This is a genomic window from Bacillus sp. ABR, assembly GCF_056172715.1.
In genome coordinates this window covers 151,561-173,009 of sequence record NZ_JAOYSL010000004.1, presented here as the reverse complement: position 1 = coordinate 173,009, position 21,449 = coordinate 151,561, and the positions used below count along the sequence as shown (strand labels likewise).

The window sequence follows — 21,449 nt, the reverse complement described above, 5'->3', positions numbered from 1 at the left end:
AATACATCAGTTGTATGCCATTTTCGCATTTCACATGAAAATCCGCAGGTGATCCCGTGCACCTGCGGATTCCATCATATATTATTGATCTTTTTTCATCAGCATCAATTCAATAAATAACTCACACCGCTGGCTAAAATGACTTAAGTCGATCGACGTCATGTCAAAAATTTGTTTCATTCGATAGTTTAATGTATTTTGATGAATAAACAACTGCTCCGCTGCTGGCTTTAGCTTGCAGTTATTCAATAAGTAGACTTCAAGCGTTTTTAAAAACGAAGTTTGACTTTCGCGGTCTTTTTCCTTCAAACGTAACAAATCTGGATTGAAGTCGTTTTTCTTTTTTTGATGACTGTAAATGGAGTCTAAAAACCGGAAGACCCCTAAATTCTCATAATCGTATGGAATCAGTTCTTGTCCTCCAACAATTTTCACTGCCTTGACGACCTCTATCGCTTCAAATCGACTTGTACTCATTTTCATGACATCACGATACTCTCTTCCCATTCCGATATACAAAGGGGAGGGATGCGCATGCGTTTTCGATTGCAGATGTGCGATGACATCAGCGGCAGTCGCTTTCGGTGAGTGCCGATCTGACAGGCTGCCTAATATAACAACGATATCTGCTTGAACCGAATAGACGTGATTCACTTTATCCTCTAGCTGCAAATACGTTCGAATGACATCCTTCACATCTTCTGCCGTCTCACTTTTGTTATCGGCAGCGTGCACGACCATGACGGTAAATACGGCTGGCAGTGGAATGCTTAAGTTCTCAGCCTCCCATTTCAGCTCTTCTTCTGTATAAAAATGATCATCCATGACCTTTTTGAAAAACTCTTCAATCTTGCCTTCCTTTTTCTCAAGCTGTTTCTTATTCTTATATATCACTTTTCCAACCTGAAAGGAAGCTTCGTGTAAAAATTGCAGCTCTTCCTGAGTAAGGGAATCCTCAATGTCCTGCACCCAAATAAAGCCTACTACCTCTTGTTTATGCTTGGCACTCACAGCCACCCGCCGATTAAATCCGAGCTCGTCATGACCGCTCACATAAAAAGGCTTTGATTCCGCGAAAAGCCGCTCGATTACCCCTGTTTTCTTTAACCAATCGACCACAGACCCCGGACATTCCTTGGAGAAAATCGTTTGCTGATTGACTGGGTCAAACTGCTGAATGCTGTAAGAATTATAAGCAAGGAGCTGACACTCTGTGCTTTCTAAAATGACTGGCTTCTTTAAATACCCGCTAATAAATGCAATTAATTTATCGACATCAAAAAATGTATGAAGCTTTTCTAATATCTCTTCCATCCCGATTGCTCCCTGATTAAGTGATACATTTATCATACTTCTTTCCAGTCAGATTTGTATAGAAACAAGTCGCAGACAGGCAAAAAAAGCATGAACCCATCAGTGCAGGTTCATGCTTTTTCCATATTAAAACATTTCACTAATCGTTTTTGCCTGCATGTGCAGAGCTAGGTAATCTGGACCGCCTGCTTTTGAATCCGTTCCTGACATTTTGAAGCCGCCGAATGGGTGGTAACCAACGATGGCACCTGTGCAGTTACGGTTAAAGTAAAGGTTCCCCACATGGAACTCCTGCTTCGCACGGTTGATGTGATCACGATTATTCGTAATGACAGCACCTGTTAAACCGTATTCTGTGTTATTGGCTACCTCAAGTGCTTCATCAAAGCTTGAGACTTTCGAGAAAGCCAACACTGGTCCAAAGATTTCTTCTTGCATTAAACGGGAAGTCGGCTCAAGATCTGCAAAAATGGTCGGGTGGATAAAGTATCCTTCCGAATCATCACTCGTTCCGCCAGTGACTAAGCGGCCTTCCTGTTTGCCAACCTCGATATAATCCGTGATCTTGTCAAAGGACGCTTGATCAATGACAGGTCCCATGTAAACATCCGCAGAAAGCGGATTGGCTGTTGTTTTCGTTTCTGTGATTTCTTTCACTCGCTCAACCACTTGGTCATACAGCTTCTCATGGACGACTGCCCGCGATCCAGCTGAACATTTTTGACCTGAAAACCCGAAGGCTGATGTGAAAATGGCATTAGCCGCTAATTCAACATCTGCATCCGCATCAACAACTACTGTATCCTTACCGCCCATTTCAGCAATGACACGTTTTAAATGCTGCTGGCCTGGCTGCACTTTTGCCGCACGTTCAAAGATACGTGTCCCTACTTCTCTTGATCCAGTGAATGTAATCAGACTTGTTTTCGGATGATCTACTAAGTAATCCCCAACCTCTGCACCGCTTCCTGGTACAAAGTTGACAACACCCTTTGGAAGACCGGCTTGCTCAAGCTCTTCCACAAAACGGGCTGCAATGACAGGCGTCGCACTTGCTGGTTTTAAAACAACTGTATTTCCAGTGACGATTGGCGCTACTGTTGTTCCTGCCATGATGGCAAATAAGAAGTTCCACGGCGGAATGACGAGCGTCACGCCAGTTGGTGTGTACACATATTGATTGCGTTCCCCTTCGCGGCTGTTCACTGGTTTTCCTTTCGCCAGCTCCAGCATTTGACGAGCGTAATACTCTAGGAAGTCAATCGCTTCTGCTGTATCTGCATCCGCTTCATTCCAAGGCTTACCTGCTTCTTTTACAAGAAGGGCTGAATACTCATGCTTTTTACGGCGAATGCTTGCCGCAGCACGGAATAATACGCCTGCTCTTTCTTCAGGAGACGTATAGCGCCATGTTTCAAATGCTTTCGCTGCTGCTTGAACCGCTTGTTCTGCCTCTTCCTTCCCGGCCTTTGAGACGGTTCCAACCACTTCATCCTTTTTCGCTGGATTGATTGAAACGATCTTGTCTTTCGTTTCAATTCTTTCTCCATTTATCACGAGCGGATAGGTTTGACCAAGTGATTCTGTTACTTTAGCTAATGCTTGTTCAAACGCTTTGCGGTTTTCTTCCTGGCTAAAATCCGTGAATGGTTCATGCTTGTAAGGTGTTGTCATTTTTGTCACGCTCCCGTTTCAAATTATTTTTTCGTCATTCCTTTTAAAGCAAAGGCAATGTTTGCCGGCCGTTCTGCAAGACGTCTCATGTAGTAGCCATACCACTCTCGTCCATACGGAGTATAGACCCTCATTTGATAGCCTTCTTTCACAAGTGCTTGCTGTGTTTCTGATCTCATGCCGTACAGCATTTGAAATTCGAACTGACTTGTCTGTATATTGTGTTTTTTCACAATATTTTTCGTGAACTCAATCATTCGATCGTCATGTGTCGCAATGGCTGTATAGTTCCCTGAGAGCAATTGCTTTTCGATCAGCTTTTGATAATTCTGATCGACATCTTTTTTGTTTGGATACGCCACTTCGGCGGACTCCTTATAGGCACCCTTTACAAGTCTTAAAAATGGCTGCAGCTTATTTAGGTCATCAAGATCCTTTTCTGTTCTGTACAAATACGCCTGCAAGACCGTACTGACATACTCATATTGAGATTTCATCTCTTTAAAAATGTCCAGCGTTTTTTGACAGCGCTGTTCATCCTCCATATCGATTGTCACCATGATACGGTGCTTCTCTGCCGTATCTAAAATCCTTTTCATATTGCGATACACAAGGTCATCGTCAATATCCAGGCCAAGTGATGTCATTTTGAGTGACACGTGAGAATTGAGTCCCGCCTCTGCAATCCGCTGAATGGTTTGAATACACTCAGTCGTCCGTTCATTTGCAATCTCTGCCTTTGTGACAAACTCACCAAGGTGATCAACTGTCACAGCCATTCCTTGGTCATTTAATCGCTTAATCACAGGGATGGCACTCTCAAAGTCCTTCCCTCCGATGATTTTCTTAGATGCAACAGCACTTCCCCAATTACGAGCAATATGGTTCAAGAGACTGCTCTTTGACAAAAACAAGAAGAAATTTCTTGTGACCGACTCCATAAAGGGCACCTCCCACTCTTTGTAAGCTATGTCTTTATTGTAAGGCTCATAAGCTGTCCGCTACAATATTTGAAGATGACAAAAATTCTGACTTTTTTTGTGGTTTTATCACAATAACAGATAAAAAAGAGCCTGCCGCGATCCGGCTGGCTCTTCCCTGCCTACGCCCACACCTCATCAAGGGTAGACTGCAGCAGCTCATTTAATTCTTGCATCAGGTTGTCTTTCGGCTGATTGTAGCTTTTCACCAATTCATCAAATCGCTCGATCTCTTTGTCGATAAATGGATGGACATAAGCGAGGCGGTTTTCTACATCCATTTCTTCGCCGTCCATTTTACGTTTGAGCAGCTCATGGATTTCCGCTAAAAGCGGTCCTTCCTCCACTAGTTCCTCGAGCAGTTCATGAAAGTCCATCGGCGGAACCGTCCGGTAGCGTTCAATCCACTGACAGGCAAGTAGCGGACGAAGCACATAGAAATACTTCTTGATTCGCACCTGCTCTCCTCGTAAATGCCTGCTTTCATTCCGCTTCGCCATATTGAGGTAATGATACATCAATGCTGCGGGATAAAACGCTCGATCCTTTAATTCTCTTAGCTGCTTTGCCAAAGAGAAGGATTCAGCATAGATGATGTCAGAAGACAGCCATTCCATGATGGACGGATTCGATTTATTGAATAAGCGAAGTGCCTTTCTAATCTCCCAGCCGCTGATATCAAGCATGTCATCAATCGGCCGTTCAATGACATCACGATGCTCTTCCATCGCCCAATACCATTCTTTTCGAGGCACATATAAAAAACGAACATCGTAGTCACTATCAGTCGAAGGGAATCCCCATGCTCTGCTGCCTGATTCGACCGCGAGGCAAATCTTGACGTCATACGTTTCTTCGATGATTTTCAGCTCTGCCTTGATTCTCTCTCTCATCAACCATCAACTCTTTCTATAGAAATCTGCATGACTTCATCACGATTTGGTAAAATACGAATAAGACATATATGAAAAAGGAGTTGGATCTCATGTCTATATCTCGCATCATGAAATGGATCACCGGGATTTTTGAAGCCTGTCTTGCCATCCCTGTCATCGGAGGACTATTTATTATTAGCAATGGCTATTCACCGCTCATGGTCATGCTTATTCTGCATATTATCACACTCGTCTTATCGAAGCGAGACCAAGGACCAATGATTGGCAGCATCATTGGGATTATCACATCCTGCCTCGCCTGGATTCCGATACTCGGATTCATCCTGCATATCATCACAGCTCTTGCCCTGATCATCACAGCGTTAGTGCCTGATGAAAAAACGAGGCAGAATACGAGTTATTAAAAAAGAGGCCCTCCTAGAGCGGCCTCTTTGTTTTTTTATTTGAGCAAGTGCTTTTGTAAGAAGGCGAGCTTCTCTGTTTGAAAAGTCGGGATAAACTCGTGTCCAAAATAGCGATATATCTTCAGGTCTTTTTCTGCTTCTAAATGGTTGTATGCCGCAAACACAGTAGATGGCGGGGTTATTTTGTCAATCAGACCGATCGCCATCAATGTTGGCTGTTTGACCCATCCAGCTAAATTGATTAAATCAAAATAGCTTAATGTCTCAAATGCCTTTTCTTCCACTTTTGGATCACTATTTCTTCGAAAGTATGAATTGATTTCTAAATAAGGCTGCTCCAATGCCACATCCACTGCACGCTCGAAGTTTGATAAATAAGGGTAATCTGCTGCTACGACCTTCGGAATGTCTGAAAGGGCTGCGGCGGCTACCGCTAATGCACCTCCTTGGCTTCCACCAATCACGCCGATTCGGTGTTCATCTACTTCGGGGAAGGATTGAACCACTTCGAGTGCACGGACGGCATCTAAATAAACGCCGCGATAATAGTAGGTTTCCTTTGATAAAATGCCTTTTGTCATCCATCCCAAAGCGTGACCGCCTGGTGTCACTGCCTGATCTTCACTGCCGCCTTGACCGCGGACGAGCATACCAAATGTTGCATAGCCGTGCAGCGCCCAGTTGACGATGTCGTGAATGCCGCCATCATAGCTGGCATTATAGCCATGAAAACGAACGAGCGCTGGATGCGGACCAGTTTGATCAGGCACAGCATAAAAGCCTTCAATTTTAGAATGGCCAAAGCTTTGATATGTCAGGCGGTACACTTTGACGCCTTTCACTGGATAGTCATAAGGTTCAAGCGCTGGATCTGCCTTCACTTGACGCAGTTCTTCAAGCGATGCCTTCCAAAAGTCTGAGAAATCAGGACGTGCTGTTTTCTTTGGTTTATATTTTTTTAGATCTTCTAATGATAAATCGAACAATTGCATATCCTACTATTCCCCTTTGTTTTATTAGTTATATATATCATACCACTCATTTCTTGATTGAGAAAGTCATTTACCAAAACCTTCTGACATTTCTATTGGCAAAGATGATGGAAACCTTTATGATAAAGAAACTGACCATAAAGACTAGATGTTCTCAGACAGAATCATCCTTTACAATATATTCATGAAGATGATCGATCGTTCATGAATTTTCACATGACATATAGCGAAAAAAGGAGGAATCCCTATGAAAGTCGCCCTTATCCAAATGGATGTACAAATTGGAGAACCTGAATTGAACTTTAAAAAAGCAGAAGCTTTCTTAGAAGAAGCAATTCACGAGCAGCCTGACCTGATCATTTTACCTGAAATGTGGAATACCGGCTACGCCCTTGAACAAGCCGATCAACTTGCGGATGTAAACGGTGAACGCACAAAACAACTTTTCTCTTCCTTTGCACGCAAGCACCAAGTACATCTCATCGCAGGCAGTGTCTTAAATAAGCGAACAGAAGATGAAAACATCACCAACACGATGTATGTCTTTAACCGCCAAGGTGAGCTTCTGTTAGATTATGATAAAATTCACTTGTTCCGTCTAATGGATGAGCACAACTATTTAACCGCTGGTGATCAGCTTGGTTTATTTGACTATAGTGAAGATGTGAAAATTGGCGCGATGATCTGCTATGACCTCCGCTTCCCGCAGCTTTCTAGAACACTTGTGAACAAAGGGGCGAAGGTGCTCGTCAATACGGCGCAATGGCCATCAGCAAGAGTGGACCATTGGCGCAGCCTGCTCATCGCAAGAGCGATTGAAAACCAGTCATTTATGATTGCTGTAAACAGAACAGGCACAAGCAGAGACACAGAATTCCCTGGACACTCCATGGTGATTGACCCACTCGGCCGCATACTGCTTGAAACACGCGATGACGAAGACATTTATTATGCGGAAATTGATCTTCAGCTAGTGGATGAAGTCAGGCAGCAAATTCCAGTTATGACGGATCAGCGTCTGGACTTATATTAAAAAGCAGGGTGCTCCCCTGCTTTTTGCGTTTAATTAAACGTTTGTTTAAGCTTTCCCTTGATTCTGATATAGGTCCATGAAGGCTTGAGCGGCTTTCGTTAAATACCTTTCTTCCACATATGCAAACACAAGTGTGCGGGTTGGGCATGAATCAATTTGCAAATAAGTGACTTGGTTCCTATCCTCTTGTGCCACCATTTTCGGCACAACGGTCACCCCTAGTTCGTTTTTGACCAATGCCTGTGCTGTTTGAATATGGCTTGTTTCAAAAGCCACTTTTGGCTGAAAACCGTGATGACGGCACAGTTCTGTGACCACTTGCCGAAAACCGTATCCCTCTTTCAGCAAAATAAATGGGATACCTTCAAGAAGCTGAAAGGGAACGATTTCGTGACTGGTCTCTTTTTGCCCTGCCTGCTCAATGATCTCGTTCAATGCCTCTGATAACCAGGGCTGAGCAGCTTGCGGAACTGCAAGAAGGAGCGGCTCGGTCAGCATTTGTTTCGTTTTCAATGATTCGTGCTCAACAGGCATCGATAAAATAGCCAAATCCAGCTTTCCAGCCAATAGAAGTTTTTCGAGCTCACGTGGAGACTCTTCTATCAGTTGAACGTGAACATGAGGATACGTTTGACAAAAAGTTTTTAATAAACCGGGCAAGACATATCCCCCTGTGACTGCTGGCGCTCCAATGTTCAGCTCTTTCCCGATTTCATAAGCTGCTTCTTCCATTTCACGCAGCAAATCATCTCTTTCCTTCAAAATATTCTCAGCCCTTTTAATGAATCGTCTCCCTTGAGGTGTGGGCGTTACTTGTCCATATTTTCGAATAAATAGTGGTGTGTCTAATTCCTCTTCCAGCTTCTTTATTTGCTGGCTTAGAGAAGGCTGTGCAATGTGAAGTTGATCCGCTGCTTTTGTAAAACTTTGCTGCCGGTACACTTCAATGACATATTCCATCATTCGTATATCCACTTTCATCACCTCATAGGTTTTAACTATTCATGCCATATCTTTTATGTCTTAGACAAATAACAGAAGGAATTCTACGATAAAGAGACCACAAAGGGGGAAAAGAAATGAATCCATATGCTAAAGCAGAGAACCAATTCTCACAAAATGCCGAGAACTATCGAGATTCACCTATATTTGCTGCTGGAGAAGAGCTGGAATGGATGAAAACAACAGCAAATGCGAAGGGACATGAGCATTTACTTGATATTGGCTGTGCGGCAGGACATACCGTTTTTTCCTTTTCAGACGTTATCTCTAAAGGGATCGGCATAGATGTCACACAAAAAATGATCGAGGTTGCAGCAGCACTTGCGGAAGAACGCCAACTGAACCACATTACTTTTGAGCAGGCAGCCGCAGAAGCATTGCCCTTCTCTGATGAATCATTTGAATTAGTGACGTGCCGATTTGCTGCTCACCACTTTCCAAACCTTCCAGCAGCCATGTCGGAAATCAGTCGAGTCTTAAAGAAAGGCGGCAAATTTCTCCTCGTTGATCATTATGCACCCGAAAACCCTGCACAGGATTCATTTATTAATCATCTAAATAGACTGAGAGACCCTTCTCATGTGCGGGAAAGCTCGTTATCAGAATGGAAACAGCTCTTTGCTGACAACCATTTGACTAAAGAAGATATTCGTTACTGGGATCTGCATATTGATTATCAGGACTGGATTATACGTGGACGCACACCAGAGAATGTTCAAAAGGAGATCGTTTCCCACCTGCAAGCCGCAGACTCTGACACAAAGCAGCTGTTTCAGCTTCAATTCGATGCACAGCATCAGCCTATTTCCTTCTGTTTAAAAGCTGCACTGCTTCAAGGAATCAAGCATTAAACTGATAGAAAAAAGTCTACCCTAAACGGTAGACTTTTTTTATTTCGAATATAAATCCCAGCCAAGCTTGAGTGTGTCCACAATATAATTGGCGACTTCCTCAGCCTCTAAATGATCTGTTTCCACTCTGGAGTTATGAAGAGAATAAATTTCCCGGCGTTCTTCAAACAGCTCTTTCATCTCATCAAGCGTCCGGTTGTGAAGAACAGGGCGATTTTCGATTAAAATATCCAGCCGCTGCTTCCAATTCTCCCAAGACAGGTCTAGGAAAAGAACGGTACAATGCTTCAAGCAGGCGCGTTTGATTTCCTCCTGTTTGAATGCACCGCCTCCAAGGGAAACGATCTTGAGCTGTGTATGTTCACATAAATCGACGATATAATCCTTTTCAGCCTGCCTGAAGAATGCTTCTCCTTTTTGCTGAAACATCTCTGGAATCGTCATGTTGTACTTTTTCTCAATCTCCTGATCGACATCAATAAAATCTCTATATAGCTTTTTGGCAACCAGCTGCCCAATGGTTGTTTTTCCAACACCCATAAAGCCAATGAGGACAATATTCCGCTGTCTTACAGGAATTTCTCTATTGATTTTCATGGTCGTGACACGTCCTCCCTACGACAAGGAATGCTACATAATGTTTCTATTATATGATAAATGGAGCGCGAAAAGATAGACCATCTTAAAAATTGTGTTTAACGACGTAGCCGAGCTGTTCAGAGAGCCTCTGTGCTTGTTCTTTCACTTTTTGCTGCAACTGGGGAATGACTTCTTCAGTAAACCGATGGGTTGGACCAGATATGGATAAACAAGCTTTCACTTCCCCATGAATATTAAAGATTGGTGCCGCTACTGCCGCAGATCCTACCTCTCGTTCATCGATACTGCAAGAAGTATACGTGTCAAGAATATGTTTACGTTCCTTTTTCCAGTCGTCTCCCATCACATGATCAGCCTCAGCCGCAAATACTTTTTGTTGAAATTCTTCACTTTGAAATGCCAATAATACCTTTCCGCCTGCACCTGCGTATAATGGCAGCTTCTCACCAATCTTGACAAGATGCCGAATCGATTGCAGCCCTTCCGCTTGTTCAATACAAACCCTGCTTGTTGAATCGAGTACATACAGGTTGACGGTTTCCTTTGTTTCATCACGAAGTGCGTACATGAGTGGTTTAGCCAGTTCTCTCAATTGAATGGACTTCCCTGCAATGTACCCGAGGAGATAAAGCCTTTGACCCAATCGGTATTTCATTGTTTCTTGATTCTTTTCCACAAAATGATTCATTTCAAGTGCCTTGAGCAGTCTCGTTGTCGTAGACATTGCTAAATTCATCTCTTTTGAAATATCCGTTAGCGTCAGCTCTTGACGTTCTTCACTAAAACAAGAAAGAATATCCAAAGCGCGCTGAACCGTACGCAGTCCTGATTCTTCTTTTGACTTCTTATCAGCCATGTTCACTTTCTCCTTTTCCCCTTTGATTTCTTATCGACATAAACGATCGATTTTGCTATAATCCATTTTAAATGTTCCACTAAAAGAAAACAAATTCTACTAGACGGAATAAAATCAATTGAAGATGTTTGATGGAGGAGATATTTGAATGTACCTGGTCGTTTTTACACTTCTGATTAGCTTATATATTGTTCATCAACTATTTCCTGCTCCCATACTCTCCTACTTTGTTGGTCTGCTGGCCGCTATCTCGCTCACCATTTCTTTTAAGAAAGCCAGTGGGCTTTATTTGAGAACAGGTGCTGTGTTTCTCATCATTGGTTTGTTCTTATTCTTCTTATCCGGCCAGCCATTGCATACGTTTGTTCTTCACTTTCATTCCATGCTAGGCTTGCTTTCTCTATTTTTCATGCTGCCTTTTATTCATTCTCTCATACATGTTGGACATTTCGATACACAATTAAATAAACTGCTCACACTGCATACAACGAGTCCAAACCAGCTTTATCGCAAGAGTTCATTTGTCACTCATATTCTTGGCATGTTTTTAAATATCGCGACGATCCCCTTACTATATACATCACTCAAACCGTCGCTGGAATCCCTAAAAAAACAGGTGCAGCAACATCTTTATACACGCAACCTCTTAAGGTCATATGCATTATGTTTAAGCTGGAGTCCTGTTGAAGTGCTAGTCAGCGTCACCATTGATGCAACCAAACTAAAATATTATCAAATTGCACCCATTACTTTTGGTTTAATGATCGTGGTGCTGGCGACAGATTGGATGCTTTTTTCTCGGCAAAGCAAACGATTACCAAACATCATTCAGTCAGCACAAACAAACTCCAACCCTCATCGAATTAAGCGAAAAACCCTTCAGCTCTCTTTCATGCTGCTGAGTTTTATGACAGCCGTCTCACTTGTCGATGCATGGATTGGAAAAGGCTATTTATTCGCTGTGGTACTGACGATTATTCCATTTGCTCTATTATTCTCATCTGTTATCAAAAAAAGAAAACAATATATAGCGGTCTCTGTGCCTCATTGGAAAGAAAGAACCAATCAGCTCTCCAACTATATGTGTCTATTTTTAAGTGCCGGCTTCTTTGTCGATATGCTACTTGCCACAAACAGTATGCAGCCGATTCAAGCATTTATTGTCAGTATAGCAGACCATGCCATTTGGGTTTATTGTGTCATTGGGTTATATTTTCTGATCACCGCTCTTTGCGGTTTTCACCCGCTCGTCTCGCTTGCTTTATTAGTCAGCATGATGACACCTGTCATTCATGAACTGCCTGCTCTTCCCATTGCTATCATGCTGATCGTTGCTGGCACATCAACTGTTATGTTTAGCCCTTTTAATGTTTCTGTCTCCTTATTGGCAGATTTGATGAAGGTCAACCCTTACCGTATCACGCGGTGGAATATTTGGTTTGCTGGCTTTTATATCATCATGGGTATCACATGTGCAACAGTTATCACCGTTATTTTTTATTCATAAAAAAAGAGAACTCGTCTTGATATGAGTTCTCTTTTGCTTTCCCGCTACGGTTTTAATTGAATACGTTCAATTTTACCTACGATGAAAATGTACGACAATGCCCCGCCTAATGCGACTAAACTGACGAATAAAATTCCCCCGTTGTAAGAGCCTGTCGCCGACACGATGAATCCGATAATCAGCGGAGTGATGATCCCAGCTAAATTAGCAAAAAAGTTAAATACGCCGCCAGCAAGCCCAACCATTTCCCTCGGTGCCACCTCGGACAGCATCGTCCAAGAGATATTAGACAGTCCTTGCGCAAATGAAGCGATGGATAAAATGGTCAGCACAAGCGGGATATTCGTTGTAAAGTTTGCTAAAACAATGGTACTCGTCATCAGCAAGCCAACCACTACCGGCAGCTTTCTCGCTACATTCACTGATACGCCCTTTTTAAGCAGCCAATCAGACACATAACCTCCAAACAAGACCCCAAAGAATGCGGCAATATAAGGAAGAGATGCAGCAAAACCTACCTTGAGAAACGCCATATTTTTCGCCTCTGCTAAATAGGTCGGAAACCATGTTAAAAAGAAAAATAATGTAGACGCAACAGAGAATTGGCCAATATAGAGCCCGATCAATTTACGATATTTTAGAAGGGCGGCAAAGTCTGCCCATTTCAGCTTCTCCTGTGAGGCTACTGACAGCCCTTCGCCTTGCCGGATTAATTCTAACTCATTTTTATTTACCTTCGGATGCTCTTTCGGTTCGTGATAATACTTGTACCAAAAGAAAGCAAATATGATACCGAGCGCACCTGCCGTAATAAAGACGGTTCTCCAATCGAAAGTCGTCATGATCCAAAAAAGAAGAGGTGTCGCAAATGCAAGACCCACATACTCTCCAGCTGTGTATACTCCTGTTGCAAAAGCCCGTTCCCGCCTTGGAAACCATGTAGTGACAATACGATTATTTGCAGGAAATGCGGGAGATTCTGTAATCCCAATAAACAAACGGCAGCCAAATAAAAAGGCAAAGCTGTTCGCAAACGCTTGTAAGCCTGTAAAAATAGACCAAGTAACGAGTGATATCCCATACGTTACCTTTGAGCCAAATTTATCGAGAATAAAACCGCCTGGAATTTGCATCGCTGTATATGTCCAGCTAAATGCCGAAAAAATCAGACCTAATAAAGCAGGATTTAATTGCAATGAAGATTGAATAGCAGGCGCAACAATAGACACACTGGCTCGATCAATATAATTAATAGCGGTAATAAAAAACAACAGAATCAATATGCCAAAACGGGCTTTCGTTGGTTTCACATATGCGGGCTGCAATTCATTCCCCTTCAGTTCTGAATGCACTTTCATAACCATCCTCCTTTGTTTCCGCAGCGTGCGGTTCGGTTGAACGTCTTAAATAACCCCTTTTTCTTCTAACTGCTTACACTCTTCTTCTGTTAAGCCAAGCATATTTGTTAAAATCTCATAATTATGTTCGCCTAAATCAGGTGCAATGTGACGGATACTTCCAGGTGTTTTTTCAAATTTCGGAATGATCCCAGGCACCTTCACTTTTCCAAGTCGAGGGTGATGCACTTCGACGATATTCTCTCTTGCTTTAAATTGTGGATGTTCAAAAATATCCCGAATACTTAAGATCGGGCTCACAGGGACACCGTGAGTATCTAGAATTTCTAATACGTCATCCCTTGTTTTCGACGCGATCCATTGCGAAACAATCGCATCCATTTCTTTGTTATGCTTCAGCCTGGATGCATTAACCGCGAATTTTTCATTCTCTAATAAATCTAATCGATTCATCGCCTCAGCCAATCGATTGAAGGTCGAATCTGTACTTGTTACAAGAACCAAATAATGCCCATCCTTTGTCTCATAGGTTCCAGCAGGGCTTGAATGACCACTTAGCCCCGGTGAACGCTCACGCACCTTCCCAAGCTTGTCATATTCTGCAACCAAAAACTCTAACATACGAAACACAGATTCATAGAGGGCCAAATCCACCATTTGCCCCGTTCCTTCTGGATGTGTATCCCTGTAATACATCGCTGTCACAGTAGCAAATGCCACATAGATGCCAGCAATATAATCAGTTAGAGAAAATGAAGGGCTGACTGGATGCCGGTCTGGAAACCCTTGAATATATGTAAAGCCGCTAAACGCCGTCGCTGGCGTTCCAAATCCGGCCTTGTCCTTAAACGGGCCCGTTTGACCATAACCCGATACACGAATCATAATTAAACGAGGGTTGATTTCTTTTAACACATCATACCCAACGCCCCATTTTTCGAGTGTTCCAGGACGGAAATTTTCGATCAGTACATCGACCTGAGCTGCAAGCTTTTTAAAAATGTCTTTTGCTTCGTCTTTGTGCAGATCCAGTGTAAGGGATTTTTTATTCCGTGAGAGACCTGACCATCTAAGTGGTTCCCCATCTGCAAAAGGGCCGACATGCCGCAGCGTATCGCCTTTACCAGGAATCTCGACTTTGATGACTTCTGCTCCAAAATCCCCTAGAAGCACCGCGCCATAGGGTGCAGCGATCATTGTAGAGACGTCTAATATTTTTATTCCTTCGAGCGGTGTATTCATATTCATTGCTTGACTCCCTTTCATTCAAGTGATGAAGGGCTAAAATCATTTCTAATTTAGCCCTTTTCATCTTTCTGATTGACCCGTAAGGCCCTGATGATTCAAAAGCAGGGCTCACCGGTGCAGGTTTTTAATCCTTCGGAAGCTGCCCTTGCGGCGTGTAGAGCCAAATGAGCCATAAAGGTTCATCGCCTGTATTCACATGCTGGTGCGGGACACCGTCAGGAATGAACATAAAATCATTTTGTTTAAAGGGCTGCCTTTCTCCATCACAAATGACTTCGCCGGACCCTTTAATCACAAAATCAAATTCCTCTGAACCCGGGTGATTGTGCACTGAACTTGCTTCCCCTGGTTCAAAAATGGTGAGACCCGCCATCATATGTTCTGATCCAACGGTATCTGGTGTAATCGTTTGAAATACCTTTCGAATCATTTGTTCCTCTGGACGATCTAAGCCTAACCATAATGGGTTCCCATCTTGAAACGGATTCAATACTTTAATTTTCATTGTTGATTCCTCCCTAGTAATGTTTAGTTCACACTGACATGTGAGCGTTTTGTATTTGGTGAATAAATGTCATTAATATTCCAATGTCCATCCGTAGGAACAGGATCATTTTTCATCGCTACATCAATGACGCAAGGCTCCTGAGAGGCAATGGCTTCAGCCAAAGCTTCTTTGAATTCAGACGCAGAAGTGATTTTAATCCCCTTCATTCCATAACCTCTCGCAATGGCAGCAAAATCCGGAGAATAGCTTTCTCCACCTTTTCTAAAAACAGTGCCGTACGTTGTTTCATAGTGCGCCATTTGCAAGCCGGCTATTGTGCCAAACGCACTGTTATTCATCACAATCCACACAACAGGAATGTTTTCTTCAACGGCTGTTGCAAGAACGGATGGATTTTGACCAAATCCGCCGTCTCCAACGAGTGACACAACGACACGGTCAGGCTGGGCAATCTTTGCTCCAAGTGCGGCAGGGGCTCCAAATCCCATTGTTGCAAAACCGCCTGGGGTTAAAATTGTTCCTGGAGTGAATACAGGAAATTGCTGTCCTACCCCATTTTTATTCCAGCCAACATCTGTTGTAATGAAAGCATCTGGCGGCAACACTTCCCGCACTTCCTGCAAAATACGCTGCGGTTTCATTGGGAAAGACTCGTCTTGAATATTCGTCAAATTGCTCTTTTGAAATTCCTCACGATATGCCGCAATGTCCTTTTTCAGTTCAGGGCGATCGATACCTTCTGGCAGCCTTTCTTTCGCCACGCGATTGAGTACGGTCAGTGCCTGCTTGAGATCGGCTACCGCTCCAATTTCAACAGGGTAGTTCCGGCCAATTTCATTCGGATCAATGTCAATATGAATGAGCTTGGTTGATTGGAAATTGAACGTATACTCCGATTCCCACGAGCTCGCATCAGCTTCAGCAAAACGGGTCCCTAAAGCCAATATATAGTCCGCCTCTTTACACTGATCATTAATAAATTTTGTCCCCCAAAACCCCGTCATTCCAAGGGTCATTGGGTGATCATCCGGCATGGCTCCTTTCCCCATCAAAGAATGAGCAACAGGGATACTTAGATGGTCAGAAAATGCCTTTAATTCTTCAGCTGCATCAGCTAATAAAATGCCTCCCCCTACATATAAGAGCGGCCTTTCTGCCTGCAGCAATCGGTCTAATATCCGATTGGCCGTTTGATCATCAATAGAAGGTTTTTCAATGGTGTGTGTATGATGGTTCATTTGTTCAAACAGGGACACATCTAGATCTTTTGAGAAAACGTCCATCGGAACAGAAATAAGCACCGGGCCAGGACGGCCGCTTTCAGCTAACTGAAATGCTTTTGATAAAATCTCTGGAAATAATTCTGGAATATCGACTCGCCATGCTCTTTTCACAAACGGCCGGTAAATTTCGTATTGAGAGGCATCGGAATGAAGATTAATCTCTTGGTGTGGGTGCTTTCCGTAGTAATGACTTGGGACATCTCCTGCAATGACAACCATTGGAATGGAATCAAGTGCTGCATTCGCTACCCCTGTTGCCGCATTGGTGAGTCCAGGACCTAGATGACTGAGAACAACAGCCGTCTGTTTCTTTGCTCGCGCATAACCATCTGCTGCATGTGCCGCTATCTGTTCATGTCTGACATTTACAAATTGAATCGAGCTTTTTTCAAGCGCTGATAAAAAAGCAATATTCGTATGACCGCATAGACCGAAAATATGCTCGACTCCCCGATTTTCTAAGTACTGAATAACCTGTGTAGAAATATTCTTCTTCATGTTTCTCTCCTCTCACGGTGCAGCTTGAATCTGCTACTCACTTATTCTTTGAAAACACAATAGATAGAATGCTGTTCAAATCCTTTATCGCCACTTGCCCGGGAGCTGAGCTTTCTTTCCCTACAGCAAAGGTCATGACAGATCCAAAAAGTCCGCCAACCATTCTTGTAAAAGCCCCATATTCCCCCATCGCCATCGAAATCACGGGAATTGACAGCTGCTTTTTCGCATGGCTGGTCGCTGAGAGCAGTGTTAATGCATCGTCATAGGAATGCGGCATCACTGCGATCTTTGCGATGTCGGCGCCCACTGATTCTGCATTGACGAGTAGCTGCACGAGACGATCTATTTCAGGGGTGCGATGGAAATCGTGATACGACACAATCAAGGTGACGCCATTTCTTTTAGCCGCCTGACTGACTTGCTGTATATGTGCCACATCCTGCATCAATTCATAATCAACAGCGTTCACAAGCTGTGTGGAACAAAGCTTAGCAAGCAAAGAAACCTTCTCAGTTTCTGAGAGTGATATACTTTCACCGCCCTCCTTTTCAGAGCGAATGGTGAATAAAAATGGGATGCCCTTTGCCTTTTCTACCATTCCCTTAAGGGTTTCTATCACTTGTTCCTTGTCATGAAGGTGATGAAAAAAATCTGCCCGCCACTCGATCACATCAGGCTTCTTCTCTGTTAACACCTCGACCTCATGAAACAATTCTTCCTTTGTTTGTCCGATGAGCGGCGTACAAATCATTGGCTGACCGCCTGTCTGCACACTTTTTACTTTTTGTTGAAATGCATTCACATCCCTACGCTCCTTTCACAGACCATTTGGGAGCACGACCATTTTGGTTTCGGTCATCTCCTCGATGGCGAAACGCGGACCTTCTCTTCCAAGACCACTTCGCTTAATCCCACCATAAGGCCAATGATCCAGTCTAAAATTCGATGTCCCATTGATGACAACACCGCCTGTTTCAAGCTCTTTTGCAGCGTGTAATGCCACATCCAGCTGATTCGTAAAGATCCCTGCCTGCAACCCATATCGACTATCGTTTGCTTCTTTGATTGCCTCCTCCAGCTCCTCATAAGGGAGAACGCTGACAACCGGGCCGAACACTTCCTCACAGACAACCTTGGCCTGTTTCGGAGGGTTTAACAAAATAGCCGGTGTGATGCTCGCTCCATTTCTTTTTCCCCCATATAAAAGCTCAGCCCCCATGCTCTCTGCCTCTTGTATCCATGCCTCAACACGCTGCGCGGCCTGGACATCAACCATACAGCCGATATCACTCTCACTAGACAGCGGATCTCCAACGACAAGCTGCTCTACTTTTTGTTTTAATACCTCAGTAAACGACGGCATAATTTGCTGGTGGACATAAATTCTTTGAACAGAAATACAGCTTTGACCGGAATTACTAAAGCCTGTTTTGGCACAAAGGGATGCGGCTTGTTCAATATCTGCATCGTGATGAACAATTGTCGCTCCATTCCCTCCGAGTTCGAGCAGTACCTTTTTTAATCCCGCAGAGGTTGTAATATGTTCGCCTCCGGCAGCCCCGCCGGTAAAAGAGATGAGATTCGTTCTTTCATCAGTGACTAACTGTTTCCCAGCCTCGACTCCGCCAATTACAAGCTGCAATCCAGCCTCAGGAAATCCTGCTTCTAGAAGGAGTTTGACAAACGCTGTGGCAACAGCTGATGTTTGCGGTGCAGGCTTCAAAATAATGACATTCCCTCCCGCAAAGGCTGGACCGACTTTGTGACAAATTAAGTTGAGCGGTGCATTAAAAGGGGTAATCGCCAGCACAACTCCGACTGGTACTTTAAATGTCATGGCCATTGCTCCCTGTCCACGCGATGATACATTGCCAGGAATGGTCTCACCTATTAATCGATTCGCTTCTTCCGCCGACTGCGCCAGCGTCTCGATTGATCGCGACACTTCATCTCTTGTATTTTTAAGTGGTTTGCCTAGTTCTAGCGAAATCAGTTTTGCAAAGTGGTCTTTTTGTTCTTCAAGTAAGGTGGCTGCTTTTGTTAGAAGCTTTGAGCGTTCGATTGCCGATATTCCCGCTATTTGTTTTTTAGCATGCTGCGCACTAGAAAGTGCCTGTTCTATGTCTTCTGATGAGGCGAGATAGGATGTACCGATCCTTTCTCCTGAGTAAGGATTGATGATATCAGTTTTGACACGATCGGTATCCAGCCACTCGCCGTTTATATATGACAACGCTTTGAAACCACTCAAATTTTTTCTCCCTCCTTCAAGTGCCGCGTTCCATGCCCTGCATAACGAACCAATCTTTCTTCATTCGGACAAGGTCCCTTCACGAGGGCTCCCTTTGTCAGCTCCTCATATGCATGCGCCACGATGCCCATTCCTCTGGATAAGGAAAAAATGCCTTTTGCTGCTTCTGCCGGAATGTTTAATTCACATTGGATGGCAGCAGATACACCATCTATATTCATCGTGATTTTCTTCCCTTTCAGCTGTTCAAGCTCATGTCTAATCGCTTCGGCTAACCGTAAATATGTCCCGCTGATAAGACCTTGCTGGACATATGTGTGACTCAGCTCATATAGACGCCTCACCCTCGGATCATCATCATGAAGCTGATGTCCGATTCCCGGAATCTTTTCCTTGCGAGTTAACCATGTTTGGCACACTTGCTTTGCCGCAGACTGTACATCCTTTTGATCATCATAGATCGCTTTGGCTTCGTATAACATACGCATGGCCTTCTCTCCGGCTCCGCCATGAATGTCACCTAATAGATTCACCCCTGTTGCAACAGAGGAATTAAACGAAATGCCGCAAGTCACCGCCATTCTGGCTGCTGCAATAGATGGCGCCCTTGGTCCATGGTCCGCACCTGCGACAAGAACACTTTCAAAAAGAGCTGCTTTTGAATCATCCAATAATTCACCAACAAGCAGTAAATAGAGCATTTGTGGATACGAAAATTCACCAATCAGTTCTTCAATCGGATACCCTCGAAGTTCAATTGAATTTTTTTGAATATGACTAATCTCAGTCTCCCACCAAGCGCCTCCCTCTTTGTAAATTTCCAGTGCACTTCGATTTTTCATTGTGTCCATCATTCCTTTAGCTTCTTATTTGGAGGTGAACCACCCCTTTATTCCATCCAGTGGAATCTAATTTCACTTTTCGGAATGTGGTTTCATTGTAAGCGCATTCTTTTTCTTCGTCAATCATTTTTTCTGAAAATACTGTCAATAGAAATGAAATTAAGTGAATCGAACTAATGATGCTTGCTTTTTTTGATCAAAAAAACCGATATTTAGTGAAATGGACTTAAGTATATCGTTCTACTAATTTAATGAAATTTTGGTTATTTTGTCAAACCCACTTGAAATTCGACATAAAAAACCTCTCCATCTGGAGAGGTCTCTGATTATTGACAAAGGGCTAAAATGATCTTTATTTTAGCCCTTTGTCTTCTTTTCAGCGTGATAGAAAACCTTTGCAGCCCTAGGAAGGACGAGTACCGGCGCGGAGCGAATGTGACATTCGTGAGCACCGGCACGCAGACCTGACACCGAATGCGAGGGTTTGCCTACACGCTGAAACCTCTCCATCTGGAGAGGTCTCTTTTTTATTTCCACCAATCATCAAACATAGAAGCGGGTACTTGGCGTTTATGCTCTGATTGAACATAGCGCTTTTCAATCGCTTCTGCTGCTTGATCTGACACTGGTTTGCCTTCTAAGTAATCATCAATTTCATTGTACGTAATGCCGAGTTCTGTTTCATCCGTTTGCTGAGGTTTGTCGTCCAGCAGATCGGCTGTTGGTTTCTTTAAATACAGGCGTTCCGGTGCTTCTAGCGCTTCGAGTAACGTCCGACCTTGGCGTTTTGTCAGACCTGTGAGCGGAAGAACATCTGCACCGCCATCACCATACTTCGTGAAGAAGCCGGTTACTGCCTCAGCTGCATGATCTGTACCGATGACAAGCAATCCTTCCTCACCGCCGACAGCATATTGCGCGATCATTCTCATGCGTGCTTTGACATTCCCTTTATTAAAGTCAGACAATGGGCCGCCTGTTTCCTTTTGATATTGATCACTGAATGCTGATACGGCAGGTGCAATATCATATTTCCAAGACTTGTCTGGCTGAATAAATGATAGAGCAAGCTGTGCATCATCTTCATCCTGCTGCACACCATGCGGAAGGCGTACCGCAATAAAGACTGCATCCTCTTTTCCTTCTTGACGAAGCTCACTGACAGCAAGCTGTGCAAGACGTCCGGCAAGCGTTGAATCCTGCCCGCCGCTAATGCCGAGTACAAATCCTTTTGCCCCGGTTTTTTTCAAGTAATCCTTTAGAAATCCAACCCGTTTTTCGATCTCCTGCTTTGGGTCAATTGAGGGCTGCACATGCAACTCTTGGCTGATCTTTTTCTGCAAACTCAT

General features: G+C 43.6%; 20 protein-coding genes. 4 read left to right on the top strand and 16 right to left on the bottom strand.

Annotated elements, in window-relative coordinates:
- Positions 1-81 precede the first annotated feature (81 nt).
- The 4 genes from OIT90_RS14330 to OIT90_RS14315 form a co-directional block, all read right to left on the bottom strand.
- A complete protein-coding gene (locus OIT90_RS14330; RefSeq protein WP_058837294.1) occupies positions 82-1,314 on the bottom strand; it encodes a PucR family transcriptional regulator in 1,233 nt (410 codons plus the stop codon).
- 126 nt (positions 1,315-1,440) lie between these two features.
- Complete coding sequence (pruA, locus tag OIT90_RS14325) at positions 1,441-2,988, bottom strand: L-glutamate gamma-semialdehyde dehydrogenase (RefSeq protein WP_047202099.1); 1,548 nt, start codon at positions 2,986-2,988, stop codon at positions 1,441-1,443.
- A 23-nt stretch (positions 2,989-3,011) separates the two neighbouring features.
- Positions 3,012-3,929, bottom strand: coding sequence for a proline dehydrogenase family protein (locus OIT90_RS14320; RefSeq protein ID WP_058837292.1), 918 nt, complete (start codon positions 3,927-3,929; stop codon positions 3,012-3,014).
- A 161-nt stretch (positions 3,930-4,090) separates the two neighbouring features.
- Complete coding sequence (locus tag OIT90_RS14315; protein ID WP_058837291.1) at positions 4,091-4,861, bottom strand: nucleotidyltransferase domain-containing protein; 771 nt, start codon at positions 4,859-4,861, stop codon at positions 4,091-4,093.
- A gap of 92 nt (positions 4,862-4,953) precedes the next feature.
- On the opposite strand from OIT90_RS14315, the gene OIT90_RS14310 reads away from it, so the two are divergent.
- On the top strand, positions 4,954-5,268 hold the full coding sequence (locus OIT90_RS14310) for a hypothetical protein (protein ID WP_024424319.1): 315 nt from the start codon (positions 4,954-4,956) through the stop codon (positions 5,266-5,268).
- Between the two features lie 35 nt (positions 5,269-5,303).
- On the opposite strand, the gene OIT90_RS14305 is transcribed toward OIT90_RS14310, so the two are convergent.
- Complete coding sequence (locus OIT90_RS14305) at positions 5,304-6,260, bottom strand: acetylxylan esterase (RefSeq protein WP_474892660.1); 957 nt, start codon at positions 6,258-6,260, stop codon at positions 5,304-5,306.
- Positions 6,261-6,507: 247 nt separating this feature from the next.
- Here OIT90_RS14305 and OIT90_RS14300 point away from each other — a divergent pair, with 247 nt between their 5' ends.
- Entirely contained in the window at positions 6,508-7,293 is a 786-nt protein-coding gene (locus tag OIT90_RS14300; RefSeq protein ID WP_474892659.1) for a carbon-nitrogen family hydrolase, read from the top strand.
- A gap of 45 nt (positions 7,294-7,338) precedes the next feature.
- Here the strand turns inward: OIT90_RS14300 and OIT90_RS14295 are convergent, their stop codons facing one another.
- Positions 7,339-8,256: a LysR substrate-binding domain-containing protein gene (locus tag OIT90_RS14295; RefSeq protein WP_064498638.1), complete on the bottom strand. Its 918-nt coding sequence runs from the start codon at positions 8,254-8,256 to the stop codon at positions 7,339-7,341.
- A gap of 116 nt (positions 8,257-8,372) precedes the next feature.
- On the opposite strand from OIT90_RS14295, the gene OIT90_RS14290 reads away from it, so the two are divergent.
- Positions 8,373-9,146 carry a class I SAM-dependent methyltransferase gene (locus OIT90_RS14290; protein WP_474892658.1) on the top strand — a complete coding sequence of 258 codons (774 nt, stop codon included), beginning with the start codon at positions 8,373-8,375 and terminating at the stop codon, positions 9,144-9,146.
- A gap of 39 nt (positions 9,147-9,185) precedes the next feature.
- Here the strand turns inward: OIT90_RS14290 and OIT90_RS14285 are convergent, their stop codons facing one another.
- Entirely contained in the window at positions 9,186-9,743 is a 558-nt protein-coding gene (locus OIT90_RS14285) for a shikimate kinase (protein ID WP_003214270.1), read from the bottom strand.
- Positions 9,744-9,828: 85 nt separating this feature from the next.
- Entirely contained in the window at positions 9,829-10,602 is a 774-nt protein-coding gene (locus tag OIT90_RS14280) for an IclR family transcriptional regulator (RefSeq protein WP_039176354.1), read from the bottom strand.
- A gap of 148 nt (positions 10,603-10,750) precedes the next feature.
- Between OIT90_RS14280 and OIT90_RS14275 the strand changes: the two genes are divergently transcribed.
- Positions 10,751-12,109, top strand: a complete 1,359-nt coding sequence (locus OIT90_RS14275; protein ID WP_474892657.1) for a hypothetical protein — start codon at positions 10,751-10,753, stop codon at positions 12,107-12,109.
- Positions 12,110-12,153: 44 nt separating this feature from the next.
- Here OIT90_RS14275 and OIT90_RS14270 read toward each other — a convergent pair whose 3' ends face one another.
- From OIT90_RS14270 to nadE, 8 genes are all read right to left on the bottom strand, one after another.
- Positions 12,154-13,467: an MFS transporter gene (locus tag OIT90_RS14270; protein WP_474892656.1), complete on the bottom strand. Its 1,314-nt coding sequence runs from the start codon at positions 13,465-13,467 to the stop codon at positions 12,154-12,156.
- Positions 13,468-13,512: 45 nt separating this feature from the next.
- The gene (locus OIT90_RS14265) at positions 13,513-14,715 is read right to left on the bottom strand and encodes a CaiB/BaiF CoA transferase family protein (protein WP_081378194.1); all 1,203 of its coding nucleotides are present in this window, start codon (positions 14,713-14,715) and stop codon (positions 13,513-13,515) included.
- Positions 14,716-14,839: 124 nt separating this feature from the next.
- The gene (locus OIT90_RS14260; RefSeq protein WP_039176346.1) at positions 14,840-15,220 is read right to left on the bottom strand and encodes a cupin domain-containing protein; all 381 of its coding nucleotides are present in this window, start codon (positions 15,218-15,220) and stop codon (positions 14,840-14,842) included.
- Positions 15,221-15,243: 23 nt separating this feature from the next.
- A complete protein-coding gene (locus OIT90_RS14255) occupies positions 15,244-17,004 on the bottom strand; it encodes a thiamine pyrophosphate-binding protein (protein ID WP_224930183.1) in 1,761 nt (586 codons plus the stop codon).
- A 37-nt stretch (positions 17,005-17,041) separates the two neighbouring features.
- Complete coding sequence (gene aroD / locus OIT90_RS14250) at positions 17,042-17,758, bottom strand: type I 3-dehydroquinate dehydratase (protein ID WP_047202225.1); 717 nt, start codon at positions 17,756-17,758, stop codon at positions 17,042-17,044.
- A gap of 66 nt (positions 17,759-17,824) precedes the next feature.
- Positions 17,825-19,258, bottom strand: a complete 1,434-nt coding sequence (locus OIT90_RS14245) for an aldehyde dehydrogenase family protein (RefSeq protein ID WP_474892655.1) — start codon at positions 19,256-19,258, stop codon at positions 17,825-17,827.
- Positions 19,255-20,112 carry a citryl-CoA lyase gene (locus OIT90_RS14240; protein ID WP_410558870.1) on the bottom strand — a complete coding sequence of 286 codons (858 nt, stop codon included), beginning with the start codon at positions 20,110-20,112 and terminating at the stop codon, positions 19,255-19,257. The genes OIT90_RS14245 and OIT90_RS14240 overlap by 4 nt, the downstream gene beginning before the upstream one ends.
- Positions 20,113-20,627: 515 nt before the next feature.
- Positions 20,628-21,449, bottom strand: a complete 822-nt coding sequence (gene nadE, locus OIT90_RS14235) for an ammonia-dependent NAD(+) synthetase (protein ID WP_410558869.1) — start codon at positions 21,447-21,449, stop codon at positions 20,628-20,630.

Bases quoted from the DNA above. Each gene is read 5' to 3' on its own strand.
- pruA (WP_047202099.1), bottom strand. From the start codon at position 2,988: ATGACAACACCTTACAAGCATGAACCATTCACGGATTTTAGCCAGGAA.
- OIT90_RS14285 (WP_003214270.1), bottom strand. From the start codon at position 9,743: ATGAAAATCAATAGAGAAATTCCTGTAAGACAGCGGAATATTGTCCTC.
- OIT90_RS14260 (WP_039176346.1), bottom strand. From the start codon at position 15,220: ATGAAAATTAAAGTATTGAATCCGTTTCAAGATGGGAACCCATTATGG.
- OIT90_RS14315 (WP_058837291.1), bottom strand. From the start codon at position 4,861: ATGAGAGAGAGAATCAAGGCAGAGCTGAAAATCATCGAAGAAACGTAT.
- OIT90_RS14305 (WP_474892660.1), bottom strand. From the start codon at position 6,260: ATGCAATTGTTCGATTTATCATTAGAAGATCTAAAAAAATATAAACCA.
- OIT90_RS14290 (WP_474892658.1), top strand. From the start codon at position 8,373: ATGAATCCATATGCTAAAGCAGAGAACCAATTCTCACAAAATGCCGAG.
- OIT90_RS14255 (WP_224930183.1), bottom strand. From the start codon at position 17,004: ATGAAGAAGAATATTTCTACACAGGTTATTCAGTACTTAGAAAATCGG.
- OIT90_RS14240 (WP_410558870.1), bottom strand. From the start codon at position 20,112: ATGATGGACACAATGAAAAATCGAAGTGCACTGGAAATTTACAAAGAG.
- OIT90_RS14295 (WP_064498638.1), bottom strand. From the start codon at position 8,256: ATGATGGAATATGTCATTGAAGTGTACCGGCAGCAAAGTTTTACAAAA.
- OIT90_RS14270 (WP_474892656.1), bottom strand. From the start codon at position 13,467: ATGAAAGTGCATTCAGAACTGAAGGGGAATGAATTGCAGCCCGCATAT.
- OIT90_RS14300 (WP_474892659.1), top strand. From the start codon at position 6,508: ATGAAAGTCGCCCTTATCCAAATGGATGTACAAATTGGAGAACCTGAA.
- OIT90_RS14280 (WP_039176354.1), bottom strand. From the start codon at position 10,602: ATGGCTGATAAGAAGTCAAAAGAAGAATCAGGACTGCGTACGGTTCAG.
- OIT90_RS14265 (WP_081378194.1), bottom strand. From the start codon at position 14,715: ATGAATATGAATACACCGCTCGAAGGAATAAAAATATTAGACGTCTCT.
- OIT90_RS14320 (WP_058837292.1), bottom strand. From the start codon at position 3,929: ATGGAGTCGGTCACAAGAAATTTCTTCTTGTTTTTGTCAAAGAGCAGT.
- nadE (WP_410558869.1), bottom strand. From the start codon at position 21,449: ATGAGTTTGCAGAAAAAGATCAGCCAAGAGTTGCATGTGCAGCCCTCA.
- OIT90_RS14330 (WP_058837294.1), bottom strand. From the start codon at position 1,314: ATGGAAGAGATATTAGAAAAGCTTCATACATTTTTTGATGTCGATAAA.
- OIT90_RS14310 (WP_024424319.1), top strand. From the start codon at position 4,954: ATGTCTATATCTCGCATCATGAAATGGATCACCGGGATTTTTGAAGCC.
- aroD (WP_047202225.1), bottom strand. From the start codon at position 17,758: ATGATTTGTACGCCGCTCATCGGACAAACAAAGGAAGAATTGTTTCAT.
- OIT90_RS14275 (WP_474892657.1), top strand. From the start codon at position 10,751: ATGTACCTGGTCGTTTTTACACTTCTGATTAGCTTATATATTGTTCAT.